The sequence below is a fragment of the Pseudomonas phoenicis genome, assembly GCF_047302395.1.
GTDB lineage: Bacteria > Pseudomonadota > Gammaproteobacteria > Pseudomonadales > Pseudomonadaceae > Aquipseudomonas.
This window is the reverse complement of the sequence record NZ_CP154852.1, coordinates 2,746,476-2,762,156: the sequence shown is the minus strand read 5'-3', so window position 1 is coordinate 2,762,156 and position 15,681 is coordinate 2,746,476. Positions and strand designations below refer to the sequence as shown.

Below are 15,681 nucleotides of genomic sequence, written 5' to 3'. Positions count from 1 at the left end.
TCGATCAGTCGCAATGGCTGCCACAACCCCCTGTAAGCGCGACCGGCCGGCGCTCCGGTTTAGTCGCGATGGGCGGCGACGCCGCCCTGGGTCAGGCACTGCGCACTGTTTGTCGGAAGGAGTTGCAGCCAGTGGGCCGGGGGTGCCGGCTAAATTCCACCCCACCGTTTTTCCTGGAAAACCGCAGCGTCTGGATTAGGCCGGCTGTGCCGCCCATTGCGGCTGAAGCCGCTCCTACAGTCACGACGGCGGCCATGCCATCTCTGTAAGAGCGGCTTCAGCCGCGATGGACGGCCACGCCATCCTGTTGCAGCGTACACCCCAAACGATCAGTGGTGCTCACGCGTGGCGCGGAATTTCACCTCCGGCCAGCGCTCTTCCATCAGCGCCAAATTGACCCGGGTCGGGGCCAGGTAGGTCAGGTGGCCGCCGCCGTCGATGGCCAGGTTCTCGAAGGCCTTGGTCTGGAAATCTTCGAGCTTCTTCTTGTCGTCGCAGCTGATCCAGCGGGCCGACCACACGGTGATCGGCTCGTAGGCGCATTCGACCTTGTATTCCTCCTTCAGACGGCTGGCGACCACATCGAACTGCAGCACGCCGACCGCGCCAAGGATGATGTCGTTGCTGCGCTCGGGGAAGAACACCTGGGTCGCGCCTTCTTCGGCCAACTGTTGCAGGCCCTGGCGCAGCTGCTTGGACTTGAGCGGATCTTTCAGGCGCACGCGGCGGAACAGCTCCGGGGCGAAGTGCGGAATGCCGGTGAAGCCCAGCACTTCGCCTTCGCTGAAGGTGTCGCCGATCTGGATGGTGCCGTGGTTGTGCAGGCCGATGATGTCGCCGGCATAGGCCTCTTCGAGCTGTTCACGCTCGGAGGAGAAGAACGTCAGCGCATCGCCCACGCGCAGGTCCTTGCCCAGGCGCACGTGGCGCATCTTCATGCCTTTCTCGTAGCGGCCCGAGCAGATGCGCATGAAGGCGATACGGTCGCGGTGCTTGGGGTCCATGTTCGCCTGGATCTTGAACACGAAGCCGGTGAACTTCTCTTCCACAGGCTCGACGGTACGCTCGTTGGCCACCCGGCCCAGCGGCCGCGGCGCCCAGTCGACCACAGCGTCGAGCACGTGGTCGACGCCGAAGTTGCCCAGCGCGGTGCCGAAGAACACCGGGGTCAGCTGACCGTTGATGAACTCGTCCTGGTCGAACTCGTGGCAGGCGCCCTGCACCAGTTCCAACTGGTCGACGAAACTGTCGTACTGGTCGCCCAGGTGAGCGCGGGCCTCGTCGGAGTCGAGCTTCTCGATGATCTTGGTTTCGGTGCGCTCGTGCCCGTGCCCTGGGGTGTAGACGATGATGTAGTCGCCGGTCAGGTGGTACACACCCTTGAAGTCGCGGTAGCAACCGATCGGCCAGGTGATCGGCGCGGCCTTGATCTTGAGCACCGCCTCGATTTCGTCGAGCAGCTCGATGGGGTCGCGGATGTCGCGGTCGAGCTTGTTGATGAAGCTGACGATCGGCGTGTCGCGCAGGCGGCAGACGTCCATCAGGGCGATGGTGCGTGGTTCGACGCCTTTACCGCCGTCGAGCACCATCAGCGCCGAGTCGACCGCAGTCAGGGTGCGATAGGTGTCTTCGGAGAAGTCTTCGTGGCCGGGGGTGTCGAGCAGGTTGATCATCTGCTCGCGGTAGGGGAACTGCATCACCGAGGTGGTGATGGAAATACCGCGCTGCTTCTCCATTTCCATCCAGTCGGAGGTGGCGTGGCGGTCGGACTTGCGCGACTTCACGGTACCGGCGACGGCAATGGCCTTGCCCATCAGCAGCAGCTTCTCGGTGATGGTGGTCTTACCGGCGTCGGGGTGGGAAATGATGGCGAAAGTGCGGCGCTTCGCGACTTCGGCGGCCTGTTGGGTCATGGGAAATCGCCTGACTGGGTCTTCGAAAAAGGGGCGGTATGATACCCGATCTTGCCGCCAGACCAAAGCTGTGGCAGCGGCCGGCCCGCCGCGCCCTACAACGCCCAGCCCCCCTGGCCGGAACGGCGAACGGGAAGCACCCTGGCGCTTGGCGTGAAACCAGTGTTTTCACTGGCCGAACAACCTTCCGATAGCTGTTTTTTCCTGCCGAATGCCACCCCAGGCAGTGGATCAACGCTAGCCAAATGCCTGCCAACATGTAAACCTTTGGCCCTTCGGAGACGTCCGCTCCCCTGCCGCACCCCGCGCGGCAAGGCTGGCGACACCTGCTTCACGAGCCTGACGAGGCTTGGCTCATGGCGTGATTGGCCGCCGCTCGCCGGCGCCGCGCCGCTACTCGCGAACCCACTGCCCGCCGCCAGCGATGTCGGTCTACCGGGACGTGCGTTCGCCGACCTGACAAAGGAGTCCACCTGTGGCAAGACGCTACGGAAAAGGGCTGATGGGATGGGCCGCCGTGCTCGTCATCCTGGCCCTGCTGATCCACTGGATCGGCCTCGACACGATCGCCCGCTACCAAGGCGACCTTGGCTTTTACCTGCAAGCGCACCTGGTGCTGGTGCTGGCTTCGATGGCGGCGGCGTTGGCCGTGGGCATCCCCGCCGGCATTGCCTTGAGTCGGCCGCACCGGGTCGACAAAGCCGAGCGCTTCATGCAGTTCTTCAACGTTGGCAACACCATCCCTCCCCTGGCCGTTCTGGCCATCGCCCTCAGTGTCCTGGGCATCGGTGCCGGCCCCGCGATCTTCGCCCTGTTCCTCGCCTCCCTGCTGCCCATCGTGCGCAACACCTACGAAGGCCTGAAGAACGTCCCCGCCTCGCTCAAGGAAGCCGCCACCGGCATCGGCATGACGCCGCGCCAGCAACTCTGGCAGGTAGAGCTGCCCAACGCCGTGCCGATCATCGTCGGCGGCGTGCGCGTGGCCCTGGCCCTGAACGTCGGCACCGCGCCCCTGTCGTTCCTGATCGGCGCCAACAGCCTGGGCAGCCTGATCTTCCCCGGCATCGCCCTGAACAATCAGCCGCAACTGCTGCTCGGCGCCGCCTGCACTGCGCTGCTGGCACTGCTGCTCGACGCGCTGGTGAGTTTTTCCAGCAAGCGCTGGCTGGAACGCGGCCTGGCCCACTGAACGAGGACTGTCATGAAACGATTGATCGCCATTGCCCTGGGCGCGGCCTTGCTGTGCGCAAGCGCCGCCCAGGCCGCGCAGAAACCGCTGATCCGCATCGGCGCCCGGGTCTTCACCGAGCAGACCATCCTTGCCGAAATCACCGCGCAGTACCTGCGCGCCAACGGCTTCGATGTGCGCATCACCTCGGGCCTGGGCAGCAACATCGCCCGCCAGGCGCAAGAGACCGGGCAGCTCGACATGCTCTGGGAATACACCGGGGTGTCGCTGGTCTCCTACAACCACATCGAAACGCGCATGCCCAGCCCCGAGGCCACCTACGCCAAGGTCAAACAGCTCGACGCGCAGAAAGGCCTGACCTGGCTGGCCCCATCGAAATTCAGCAACACCTATGCGCTCGGCCTGCCGCAGAAAGTGGCCCGGGACTATCCGCAGATCGCTAGCATCAGCGACCTGACCCGCGTGCTGCGCGACGAATCCAAGCGCAACCATCTGGTGGCCCTGGACACCGAGTTCGCCAACCGTCCCGACGGCCTGGTCGGCCTGCGCGAGCTGTACGACATGCCGCTCGACCGCCGCAACATTCGCCAGATGGACTCGGGCCTGGTCTACACCGCCATGCGCAACGACCAAGTGTTCGCCGGCCTGGTCTACACCACCGACGGCCGCCTCAACGCCTTCAACCTCAAACTGCTCGAAGACGACCTGCACTACTTCCCCGACTACACCGCCGCCCCCGTGCTGCGCACCGAAGTGCTCCAGGCCCATCCGCAACTGGCGACGCTGCTCGAACCCCTGGCCGCCGCGCTCGACGACCAGACCATGCGCACGCTCAACGCGCGCATCGACGTCGAGCACCAGAGCCCCACCCGTGTGGCCGCAGCCTTCCTGCGCGAGCACGCACTCGGCGAGGTGAAACCATGAGCCTGTTCGATACCTTCAGCCATCTCGACTGGGCCCTGGTGCTGCAACTGACCTTGCAGCACCTGACCCTGGTCGGCGTCGCCGTGGGCCTGGCGATTCTCTTCGGTGTGCCGCTGGGCATCCTGATGACCCGCTTCCCGGCCGTGGCCGGCCCGGTGCAGGCCTGCGCCACCGTGCTGCTGACCATCCCCTCGATCGCCCTGTTCGGCCTGCTCCTGCCGTTCTACTCCAAGTTCGGCCAGGGCCTGGGCCCGCTGCCTGCGATCACCGCCGTGTTCCTCTATTCGCTGCTGCCGATACTGCGCAACACCTACCTGGCCCTGACCAGCGTCGAGCCGGGCATCCGCGAAGCGGCGCGCGGCATCGGCATGACCTTCGGCCAGCGCCTGCGCATGGTCGAGCTGCCCATCGCCGTGCCGGTGATCCTCGCCGGGGTGCGCACCGCCGTGGTGATGAACATCGGCGTGATGACCATTGCCGCGACCATCGGCGCCGGCGGCCTGGGCGTGCTCATCCTCACCTCCATCAGCCGCAGCGACATGTCGATGCTGCTGGTCGGCGCCGTGCTGGTCAGCCTGCTGGCCATCGTCGCCGACCTGCTCCTGCAAACCCTGCAACGTGCCCTGACTCCAGAAGGACTGCGCTCATGATCGAACTGAAGAACCTCAGCAAAACCTTCACCGCCAACGGCAAGCAGATCAAGGCCGTCGATTCGGTCAGCCTGACCGTCAACGAAGGCGAAATCTGCGTGTTCCTGGGGCCTTCGGGCTGCGGCAAGAGCACCACGCTGAAGATGATCAACCGGCTGATCGCGCCCACTTCGGGCCACGTGCTGATCAACGGCGAAGACACCACGGGCCTGGACGAAGTGACCTTGCGCCGGCACATCGGCTACGTGATCCAGCAGATCGGTCTGTTCCCCAACATGACCATCGAAGAGAACATCACCGTGGTGCCGCGCCTGCTAGGCTGGGACAAGCAGCGCTGCCACGACCGCGCCCGCGAGCTGATGAGCATGATCAAGCTCGAACCCAAGCAGTACCTGCAACGCTACCCGCGCGAACTCTCTGGCGGCCAGCAACAGCGCATCGGCGTGATCCGCGCCCTGGCGGCCGATGCGCCGGTATTGTTGATGGACGAGCCCTTCGGCGCCGTCGACCCGATCAACCGGGAGATGATCCAGAACGAGTTCTTCGAGATGCAGCGGGCCTTGAACAAGACCGTGATCATGGTCAGCCACGACATCGACGAGGCCATCAAGCTGGGCGACAAGATCGCCATCTTCCGCGCCGGCAAGCTGTTGCAGCTCGACCACCCCGACACCCTGCTCGCGCATCCGGCCGACGAGTTCGTCAGCAGCTTCGTCGGTCAGGACAGCACCCTCAAGCGCCTGCTCCTGGTCAAGGCCGAAGACGCCGCCGACAACGCCCCGTCGGTCAGCCCCGAAACGCCGGTGGCCGACGCCCTGGAACTGCTCGACGAGCACGACCGCCGCTACGTGGTGGTGACCGATGCGGCGAACAAGGCGCTGGGCTACGTGCGCCGCCGCGACATGCACCGCCAGCAAGGTACCTGCGGCGACTTCCTGCGCCCGTTCAACGCCACGGCCTCGCACGAAGAGCACCTGCGCATCCTGTTGTCGCGCATGTACGAGTTCAACCGCGCCTGGCTGCCGGTGCTCGATGCCGAGCAGGTGTTCCTGGGCGAAGTGACCCAGGAATCGATTGCGGCGTATTTGAGTTCGGGCCGCTCGCGTGGCGCGAAGACCAGCATCGTGTCGCCGGCCGAGGCGGTTTGCTGAAACACTGACGAAAAGTGCGTCGGTAACAAAAAATTTATGGCCGATTTCCTCAGCCGTTCGGCAGGAAATCGTGGCCATAAATATGCACACTCGACGCTCCTTGTAGGAGCGGCTTTAGCCGCGATGGGCTGCGCAGCAGCCCCCTCTATAAGCAGCGTATGGCCCACGTGGTAACGCATTCGCCCGGTTGGGCCGACTGTGTCGGCCATCGCGGCTCAAGCCGCTCCTACAGTGGCCCATCCACAATATTTGACGCTTGCCTGAAGCGCTGACGAAAAGTGCTTCGGTAACAAAAATTTATGGCCGATTTCCTCAGCCGTTCGGCAGGAAATCGTGGCCATAAATATGCACACTCGATGTTCCCTGTAGGAGCGGCTTTAGCCGCGATGGGCTGCGCAGCAGCCCCCTCTATAAGCAGCGCATGGCCCACGTGGTAACGCATTCGCCCGGTTGGGCCGACTGTGTCGGCCATCGCGGCTGAAGCCGCTCCTACAGTGGCCCATCCACAATATTTGACGCTTGCCTGAAGCGCTGACGAAAAGTGCTTCGGTAACAAAAATTTATGGCCGATTTCCTCAGCCGTTCGGCAGGAAATCGTGGCCATAAATATGCACACTCGATGCTCCCTGTAGGAGCGGCTTTAGCCGCGATGGGCTGCGCAGCAGCCCCCTCTATAAGCAGCGCATGGCCCACGTGGTAACGCATTCGCCCGGTTGGGCCGACTGTGTCGGCCATCGCGGCTCAAGCCGCTCCTACAGTGGCCCATCCACAATATTTGACGCTTGCCGATCCCATCGGAACATCCGCCCGCCGAGCCAGTCGATCACTCAGGGCGCAGGCCCGATTCGCCTGTTGATTCCACAGTCCCCACGCCCTACAGTGCGCGCCGAACGTCCATGCTGGAAACGATCCATCCGGCTCGAACCTGCGCCTTGCGAGGTTGCGGCGAGCCATCCAACGTGGGGATACGGAGGGCGTTCGCCTGCCACCACTTATTCATTCCGTTTGCCCATGGAGTCCTTGAGCATGTCGATCCAAGTCGAAGACTATTTCGCACGTGACACTTTCACCAAGATGAAGGCGTTCGCCGACAAGCAGGAAACCCCGTTCGTCCTGATCGATACCCAGATGATCAGCCAGGCCTACGACGACCTGCGCGCCGGTTTCGAATTCGCCAAGGTCTACTACGCGGTCAAGGCCAACCCGGCCGTGGAGATCATCGACCTGCTCAAGGACAAGGGCTCGAACTTCGACATCGCCTCGATCTACGAGCTGGACAAGGTGATGAACCAGGGCGTGAGCGCCGACCGCATCAGCTACGGCAACACCATCAAGAAGTCCAAGGACATCCGTTACTTCTACGAGAAGGGTGTGCGCCTGTACGCCACCGACTCCGAAGCCGACCTGCGCAACATCGCCAAGGCCGCGCCGGGCTCGAAGGTCTATGTGCGCATCCTCACCGAAGGCTCGACCACCGCTGACTGGCCGCTGTCGCGCAAATTCGGCTGCCAGACCGACATGGCCATGGACCTGCTGATCCTCGCCCGCGATCTGGGCCTGGTGCCTTACGGCATCTCCTTCCACGTCGGCTCGCAGCAGCGCGACATCAGCGTGTGGGACGCCGCCATCGCCAAGGTCAAGGTGATCTTCGAGCGCCTGAAGGAAGAAGACGGCATCGAGCTCAAGCTGATCAACATGGGTGGCGGCTTCCCGGCCAACTACATCACCCGCACCAACAGCCTGGAAACCTATGCCGAGGAAATCATCCGTTTCCTCAAGGAAGATTTCGGCGACGACCTGCCGGAAATCATCCTCGAACCGGGCCGTTCGCTGATCGCCAACGCCGGCATCCTGGTCAGCGAAGTGGTGCTGGTGGCGCGCAAGTCGCGTACCGCCGTGGAGCGCTGGGTGTACACCGACGTGGGCAAGTTCTCCGGCCTGATCGAAACCATGGACGAATCGATCAAGTTCCCGATCTGGACCGAGAAGAAAGGCGAGATGGAAGAGGTAGTGATCGCCGGCCCGACCTGCGACAGCGCCGACATCATGTACGAGCACTATAAGTACGGCCTGCCGCTGAACCTGGCCATCGGTGACCGCCTGTACTGGCTGTCGACCGGCGCCTACACCACCAGCTACAGCGCGGTGGAATTCAACGGCTTCCCGCCGCTGAAGGCGTTCTACCTCTAAGCTTCGAAGGCCACCCAGCGCTCGGTGCTCGTCGGTTACGCCGAAACAGTGTCGACTGGGACTGCTTCGGCTCGACCGGCGAAAGCAACGAGCCTGCGCCGTTTTCCAGACGACCCGCCGTGTCGGAGCGGCCGGTTCGGCGCTCCGATCAGCCGCAATGGACGGCAAAGCGGCTCTGATTGCTGACGCAGCCCAGCATGGGCTGCAATTGCAGCCATGGGAGCGGCCTTGCTGCCATCGTTCCTAGGCTCTGTCTGAAAAGTTCTGATACGAAGGCCAGGCAAGGCCGAAGGCGGCCCCGCCTAAGGTGGCCCCGCCAAGGGTGGCCCCGCCAAAAACTGGCGAGGAACGGCCGGGGTCGCGTCCGACTGTACTTGAGTACTTGAGCATTCCGACGGGGCCGGCCTTCCGGCCGGTTTTCAACGCAGCATGGACGAGTATCAGGGCTTTTCAGACAGAGCCTAAACCGGAGCGCCGGCCACGCCCATAGGGTCGGACACCCGTTCAGCCCTTGGGGATCCGCGCCGAGGTTTCAGAACAACGCCTGTACCTTCTCCAATTCGCGCCGGGTCATCTGCCCCGTGCGGGTGTGCAGGTTCACATAGCTCTGCAACATCGCCAGCTTGGTATCGAGCAAGTCGCGCTTGGCCGAGAACAGCCGCTGCTGAGCATCGAGGATGTCCACCGTGGAGCGCACGCCGGCGCCGTAGCCCTTCTGCGCCGAGGTCAACGCCGTTTCGCTGGAACGCACGGCGGTGGCCAGGGCCTTGATCTTGTCGAAACCGGCGACCACACCCAGGTAATTCACCTCCACGTCCTCGCTCAATTGCTGCTGCTGCGCATCGAGGCTGGAGCGGGCGCTTTCCAACGCGGCGCGGGCCTTTTCCGACGAGGCGGTGACGCCGCCGCCCTGGTACAGCGGAATGTCCAGCACTACACCGAGGTAATAGGTCGACTGACGCTGGGACAGCTCGTTGATGTCGCTCTGGTCGATGCGTGCCACGCGCCCGCTCAGGGCCAGGGTGGGGTAATGCTGGGCCTTCTGCTGACGCAGGTTGGCTTCGGCCAGACTGATCGAGGCGCGGCTGACGCCCAGCACCCCGGCGCCCTGGTCGGCCTTGGCCATCCAGTAGTCCAGATCCTGCTCGGGGGCGAGCAATGCTGCGGCCGGCGCCTGCGTTTGCATCGCCGGAATGTGCGTGACGTCGATCCCGGAGCGTCCCGCCAGGCGGCGCAGGGCCGAGCGGTGTTGGGCCTGCAACTGGATTTCCTGGGCGCGCACCGAGTCGAGCCGTGCCTGCGCCTCGGCCAGGTCGGTGACTGTGCCCTCCCCCGCATCGAACAAACGCTGGGACTGGGTGGCCAAGCCTTCGATGGCGGCCTTCTGCTGAGTGGTCAAGGCCAGTTCGTTTTCCACCTGGGCCAGGTCGAAATAGGCTTCCACCACCCGATCGAAGAGTGCCTGGTCGGCATTGTCGTGCTGCACCTCGCCCAGTTGGCCGCGGGCCTTGGCCTGTTCGTAGGCGGCCCAGCGGCCCTTGTCGTAGAGCGGTTGGGTCACGGTCAGGGCAACGCTGTCGGCGGCGTATTGATCGTCCTGGCTATGGGCCGGCGATTGCCGCTCGAACTGCCCGCCATGGCCGTAGCGGGCGTTGATACCCACCTGCGGCAACAGTGCGCTGCGGCCGATGGCCCGCTCCTGGCGCGAGGCGTCGTAATCGTGGCCGGCGACCTGATAGGTGGCATCGTTGAGCCGCGAGGCATCGTACAGCCCCAATAGAGAAAGCGGCGGCTCGGCGGCCAACGCCGGGGCAGCGAACAGGCAGAGCACCAGAGTCAGTGGCAGACGCATGGTCAGGCTTCCTTCAACGAAGCACACGACTCGCGCGCGAGCCTGGAAGCAGCGGGTAGAACGTTCATCGGCGTGCACATGCCGATCTCTCCTCGAACGACAGAGGCGACTGCGCAACGCGCGCAGCGGTATACGAGCAGGGGCAGAACGATCCTGGACAGGCACATGCTCCTGCCGCCCTGCCGAGGTAACGGCTCGACGGTACGCCCGGGGGCAGCCTGTGGTTCGAGCGCAACGGTGTCTGACAGGCGCATGCTCACTCCTCCTTCAACGCACCGGCCATACGCTCGGCCACCGGCTGCATGAGGTAGCTGGCCAGGGTCCGCTCGCCGGTCTTGACCAGCACTTCGGCCTGCATGCCGGGTTTGATGTCCAGACCCAATTGCCGCAGTTCGATCACCGCCTGCGGATTGACCGCCACCTCCACTGCGAAATAGGCCGAGCCGGTTTTCTCATCCACCAACTGGTCGGCCGATACGGTCGCCACCTGACCGACGATCACCGGCGTGTGCACCCGCTGCAACGAACCGAAACGCACATCCACCGGCAAACCGGGCTTGAGGCGGTCGGCCATCATCGGCGGAAACTGCGCCTTGACCACCCAGCTCGAGCCCTGCGGCACGATGTCCAACAGACGTTGCCCCGGCTGGGCGATGCCGCCGACCGTGTGCACGGTCATGCCCATCACCTGGCCACTGACCGGCGCGGTGATCGCAGCGCTGTTGACGTCGAACTCCAGTGACTTGATCTGTTCCAGCAGGCTCGAGGTCTGTGCGCTGACCTGGGTCAGCTGGGTTTCGGCGTCGCTGCGAAACTGCTGGGTCTGCTGCAGGCCCTTGAGCTGGCTCTCGTTGATGCCCTGCTGGGTACGGCCGATGTCGGAAATGCTCGCCGCCAACTGCGCGCCCAATTGCGCGGCGCTGCTTTCGGCCTCGAACAGGCGGTTGCGCGGCAGATAGCCCTCGCGGGCCAGTTCGCGCATGCCTTGCAGCGACTGCTGCTGGAATTGCAGTTGCGCGGCGTGGTTGCGCTTGATCTCTTCGAAGCCCTTGAGCTGGTCGTTGAGCGAGGCGATCTCGTGCCGGCTGATCTGCATGCGGCTGGCCAGCTCGGCGCGGCGCGTGGCGAACAGATGGCCCTGCAACTCCATGGCCGCCACCGCGCGCGCATCGCCTGCGCGGGCCAGCAGCGCGTCGGACCACTGGATCTGCGGCAGATCGAGGCGTTCGGCCATCAGCCGGTCCTCCACCGCACGGGCGCTAAGCCATTGGCCCAGGGCGACGTCGAGCTGCGAACGGGCTTGCACGGTGTTCAACTGCATCAGCACCTGGCCCTGCTCGACCCGATCGCCTTCGCGCACGAGAATGCTGTCGAGCATGCCGCCGGTGCGCGACTGCACCGTCTTGCGTTCGCCGGAGACCACCACCGTGCCGCTGCCGACCACACCGCGGTCCAGGGGCGCCAGGCAGGCCCACGCCAGAAAACCACCCAGGCCCAGCAGCAGGCACCAGACCCCAATGCGGGCGATGCCGGCGGCGTCGGCGTCGGGGCGGTGAGCGATGGGCGACACGTCTTTGAAACTCGCTTGCATGGCGGCCTCAGGCTTGTTGGCTGCTGATTTCGACGGGCTTGCCGCTCGGCACCGGCACCAGCGTCTTGAGCACCTGGTCGCGCGGACCGAACAGGTGCTGCACGCCGTCGCGCAGGAATAGCAGCTTGTCCACGGCGTTGAGCACATTCGGTCGGTGGGTCACCAGCACCACCGTGCAGCCGTCGGCCTTGAGCCGGCGCACGGCCTGCACCAGGGCCAGCTCGCCGGCGTCGTCGAGGTTCGAGTTGGGTTCGTCGAGCACCACCAGTGCCGGTTTGCCGTACAGCGCACGGGCCAGGCCGATGCGCTGCTTCTGCCCACCGGACAGGCCCAGCCCGCCGCTGCCGAGCAGCGTGTCGTAGCCATTGGGCAATTGCAGGATCATGTCGTGGATGCCGGCCAGTTGCGCGGCGGCGATGACCTGCTCGGCCTGCACCTCGCCGAATCGGGCGATGTTCTCGGCGATGCTGCCGTCGAACAGCTCGATGTCCTGGGGCAGATAGCCCAGGTGCGGGCCCAAGGCCTCGCGCGACCACTGGGCGATCTCGGCGCCGTCCAGGCGCACCGAGCCTTGCCGGGCCGGCCAGATACCGACCATGGCCCGCGCCAACGATGATTTACCCGACGCGCTGGGGCCGATGATGGCCAGCACTTCACCCTTGGCCAGGCTGAGCGTCACGCCGTTGATGGCCGGTTTCTGCTGGCCGGGCGGAGTCACCACCAGGCGCTCCAGGCTCAGCGCGCCGCTGGGCGCCGGCAACGGCATGCGTGTGCCGGCTTGGGGGAATTCAGCGAGCAGGCGGTTCAGGCGCAGGTAGCTGCTCTTGGCGTTGCCCATCTGCTTCCACGAACCGATCAGCGCCTCGGCCGGCGCCATGGCCCGCCCCAGCAGCACCGACACGGCGATCATCACTCCGGCGGAGATCTGGTTCTCGATCACCAGGATCGCGCCCAGGCCCAGGGCCAGGGACTGCCAGGTCATGCGTACGAAACGCGACAGCGAGGCGATGCGCGCGCTTCGGTCGCTGGCCCGGGCCTGCTCGACGATCATGCGCTGCTGCACGTTGAACCAACGCCGGCGCAGTGGCGCGAGCATGCCCAGGGCCTGGATCACCTCGGCGTTGTGCAGCGTGCCGTTGACGTAGCTGGACGAGGCCACCGACAGACGATTGGCTTCGGCCATGCTCTTGCGCGTGGTCAGCTCGTTCCATAATGCCAAGGCGGCCAGGATCAGCGAACCGATGACGGTGAACACCCCCAACCAAGGGTGGAACAGAAACGTGGCGATCAGGTACAGCGGCAGCCACGGCGCATCGAACAGGGCGATCAGGCCGGGGCCGGTGACGAATTGGCGGATGCTGTTGAGGTCGCTGAGCACCTGGGCGGGGTTGGCGCTGTGCTCTTTCAGGCTGCGCTCGAAGGCGGCGTCGAATACCCGCTCGCCCAGGTGCGTATCGAGCCCGGCGCTCATGCGGATCATCACCTGCCCGCGCACCCATTCGAGCACGCAACTCAGGGCGAAGAAGCCGAGCAGGATCAGGCTCAGCATCAGCAGCGTGGTCTCGTTGCGGCTGGTCAGCACCCGATCGAACACCTGCATCATGTAGATCGACGGCACCAGCATCAGCAGGTTGATCACCCCACTGAACAGGGCCAACACGCCAAACAAATGACGGTAGCGCAGCAGGGCAGCATCGATTTCGCGGGAGGGATCGAGGAACAGGCGCATGGGAATCCGGCAGGTAGGCAGCGTTGAAGGTGACAAAGCAAAATCGATGCCGATTACAGCCCAGGCTGGTCGTTCGTTTGGATGGCTGACACAGGCAGTCGGTGGGTGCTTGGTGATCAATTCATCGGCTCAAGGCTTGGCTTCTTGAGCGCCTGCGTAAAGGGCATACCAGGCATCGGTGTTCACAGCGCCGTCACCGATGAACGCGGGGAGATGACTTGACACAGTCAATGGTAACAATTCTCATACGCGCCTTATAAAATTTACCATCCAGGTCTACCAGCCATGTCCCGCTATGTACGTGCCGAGCGTTGCAACTCTCCGATGAACCTGTTGACGATGGCGGTCTGCATGGCGGCGTTTTCACCCGCCTATGCCGAGGACCGGGAGACCTCGTCGCAGCCGGCCGAAGCGGGCGGCGTGATCGAATTGGGTGCCACCGATATCGTCAACACGCACCTGGGCAGCACTACCGAAGGCACCACCTCCTACACCACCGGCCCCATGTCCACCGCCACCAAACTGCCGCTGAGCATGCGCGAAACGCCGCAGGCGGTGACGGTGATCACCCGTCAGCGCATGGACGATCAGGGCATGACCAGCATCAACGATGTGGTCAAGGCCACCCCAGGGCTGTTTCTCAACTACGCCGACGGCCCTGGGCGCGAGGGCTATACCGCCCGCGGCTTCAACGTCGACAACCTGATGTACGACGGCATCCCCAGTGGCTACAACGGGGTGAGCGTCGGCGTGCAGCCCAACCTGGCCATGTTCGACCGCGTCGAAATCGTGCGCGGCGCCACAGGCCTGGTGACCGGCGCCGGCAACCCTTCGGCGGCCATCAACCTGGTGCGCAAGCGTCCGCTCGCCGAGCAGAAAGTGACGTTGACCGGCGCGGTCGGCAGTTGGGACGACTACCGCGGCGAACTCGACGCCTCCAGTGCCCTCAACCCCAACGGTACGTGGCGCGGACGCGTGGTGAGTTCCTACCAGGACGCCAACAGCTTCATGGACAACGCCGTGCAACGTCACAGCCTGTTCTATGCGGTGACCGAGGCCGACCTGAGCGACGACACCACGCTGACCCTCGGCTATTCCAACCAGAAGGACAAGAAGACCAATTTCTGGGGCGCGACCATGGTCGGGCTCGATGGCCATCACCTCGACCTGCCGCGCTCCTACAACCCCGGCACGCGCTGGGAAAACAAGGATCAGGAGGTCAACACCCTGTTCGCCGAGTTGCGCCATCAACTGGCCAACGACTGGAAGCTGCAGATCAACGCCAACTATGCGGAGCAGGATGCGTTGTTCTCCGGCTCCTACCAGTCGCGCTGGGCACCCGACCACAGTTTGCAACGTACGGTCTACCAAGCGTCGTACGACGAGAACCAGGCAGGGCTGGACGCCTTCGCCAGCGGCCCGTTCCAGGCCTTCGGACGCACCCACGAGCTGGTGGTCGGGGCCAGCAAGCGCATCTATGACATGACCACGCACAACTACTCGCCCTACGACCTCTACTGGCCACTGGAAGGCGCCAAGCCGAATTTCACCAGAACCACCGACAACCGTGCGGTCACCACCCAGGACGGGGTCTACCTGACCACCCGTCTGAGCCTGGCCGACCCGCTCAAGCTGATTCTGGGTGGCCGTCTGGATTGGTACGACTACGACGACCGCGATGGCAACGGCGACTACAAGGTCACCCGCAACGTCACGCGTTACGCAGGGCTCATCTACGACCTGGACGACCATCATTCGGTCTACGTGAGCTACAGCGACATCTTCACCCCGCAAACCGCGAAAGACACCTCGGCGACGCCGGTCACCCCCATCGTCGGCAAGAACTACGAAGTGGGCATCAAAGGCGAATACTTCGACGGGGCCTTGAACGCCAGCGTGGCGCTGTTCCGCATCGATCAGGAAAACCGCGCGGTGCAGGTGTTCGTGCCCAACTGCCCGCAGAACGAGTGCTACGAGGCGTCGGGGCTGGTGCGCAGCCAAGGTGTCGACATGGAGCTGCAGGGCGCGTTGACCGAGAACTGGCAGGTGGGCGGTGGCTATACCTATGCGCGCGTGCATACCCTCAAAGACGATGCCGCCCCGCAAAACGAGCACCAGCGCTTCGATACGGTCATTCCCGAGCACTTGTTCAAGCTGACCACCAGCTATCGGTTCCAGGGCGACCTGGAGCGCCTGCGCATTGGCGGCACCGTATCGTGGCAGAGCCGCATCTACAACGACCTGGCGTTGTACGACGGCAGCCAATACCGCTTGAAACAAGGCAGCTACGCCATTACCGACCTCATGGCCGGTTACCGGGTCAACGACAACCTCGACCTGCAGCTGAACGCCAACAACATCTTCGACCGCACGTACTACTCGGCCATCGCCAACGGGATTTCCTATGCGGGCGATACCTACGGCAATCCGCGCAACCTGATGTTGACGGCCAAGTACAGCTTCTAACGGCTCGGCCCGATGTCTTGTGCCCC

10 protein-coding genes are annotated in these 15,681 nt (G+C 64.2%); 6 read left to right on the top strand and 4 right to left on the bottom strand.

Annotation, left to right across the window (positions count from 1 at the left end):
- Positions 1-329 precede the first annotated feature (329 nt).
- Entirely contained in the window at positions 330-1,913 is a 1,584-nt protein-coding gene (locus tag AA0Z93_RS12390; RefSeq protein WP_413048667.1) for a peptide chain release factor 3, read from the bottom strand.
- Positions 1,914-2,415: 502 nt separating this feature from the next.
- On the opposite strand from AA0Z93_RS12390, the gene AA0Z93_RS12385 reads away from it, so the two are divergent.
- The 5 genes from AA0Z93_RS12385 to AA0Z93_RS12365 all read left to right on the top strand — a co-directional run bounded on the left by AA0Z93_RS12385 (position 2,416) and on the right by AA0Z93_RS12365 (position 8,017).
- The gene (locus tag AA0Z93_RS12385; RefSeq protein WP_409522246.1) at positions 2,416-3,102 is read left to right on the top strand and encodes an ABC transporter permease; all 687 of its coding nucleotides are present in this window, start codon (positions 2,416-2,418) and stop codon (positions 3,100-3,102) included.
- Between the two features lie 12 nt (positions 3,103-3,114).
- Entirely contained in the window at positions 3,115-4,026 is a 912-nt protein-coding gene (locus AA0Z93_RS12380) for a glycine betaine ABC transporter substrate-binding protein (RefSeq protein WP_413048668.1), read from the top strand.
- Positions 4,023-4,676 carry an ABC transporter permease gene (locus tag AA0Z93_RS12375; RefSeq protein ID WP_304548581.1) on the top strand — a complete coding sequence of 218 codons (654 nt, stop codon included), beginning with the start codon at positions 4,023-4,025 and terminating at the stop codon, positions 4,674-4,676. The genes AA0Z93_RS12380 and AA0Z93_RS12375 overlap by 4 nt, the downstream gene beginning before the upstream one ends.
- Positions 4,673-5,827, top strand: a complete 1,155-nt coding sequence (locus AA0Z93_RS12370; RefSeq protein WP_413048669.1) for a betaine/proline/choline family ABC transporter ATP-binding protein — start codon at positions 4,673-4,675, stop codon at positions 5,825-5,827. Before AA0Z93_RS12375 ends, AA0Z93_RS12370 begins: the two co-directional genes overlap by 4 nt.
- Before the next feature lie 1,026 nt (positions 5,828-6,853).
- Positions 6,854-8,017 (top strand): type III PLP-dependent enzyme, encoded by a 1,164-nt coding sequence (locus AA0Z93_RS12365; protein ID WP_413048670.1) that lies wholly within the window; start codon positions 6,854-6,856, stop codon positions 8,015-8,017.
- A 532-nt stretch (positions 8,018-8,549) separates the two neighbouring features.
- On the opposite strand, the gene AA0Z93_RS12360 is transcribed toward AA0Z93_RS12365, so the two are convergent.
- From AA0Z93_RS12360 to AA0Z93_RS12350, 3 genes are all read right to left on the bottom strand, one after another.
- Positions 8,550-9,869, bottom strand: coding sequence for a TolC family outer membrane protein (locus AA0Z93_RS12360; protein WP_413048671.1), 1,320 nt, complete (start codon positions 9,867-9,869; stop codon positions 8,550-8,552).
- 256 nt (positions 9,870-10,125) lie between these two features.
- On the bottom strand, positions 10,126-11,460 hold the full coding sequence (locus tag AA0Z93_RS12355) for an HlyD family type I secretion periplasmic adaptor subunit (RefSeq protein ID WP_413048672.1): 1,335 nt from the start codon (positions 11,458-11,460) through the stop codon (positions 10,126-10,128).
- A gap of 7 nt (positions 11,461-11,467) precedes the next feature.
- The gene (locus AA0Z93_RS12350) at positions 11,468-13,189 is read right to left on the bottom strand and encodes a type I secretion system permease/ATPase (RefSeq protein ID WP_413048673.1); all 1,722 of its coding nucleotides are present in this window, start codon (positions 13,187-13,189) and stop codon (positions 11,468-11,470) included.
- 351 nt (positions 13,190-13,540) lie between these two features.
- On the opposite strand from AA0Z93_RS12350, the gene AA0Z93_RS12345 reads away from it, so the two are divergent.
- Positions 13,541-15,655 (top strand): TonB-dependent siderophore receptor, encoded by a 2,115-nt coding sequence (locus tag AA0Z93_RS12345; RefSeq protein ID WP_413049017.1) that lies wholly within the window; start codon positions 13,541-13,543, stop codon positions 15,653-15,655.
- The last annotated feature ends 26 nt before the right edge of the window (positions 15,656-15,681 follow it).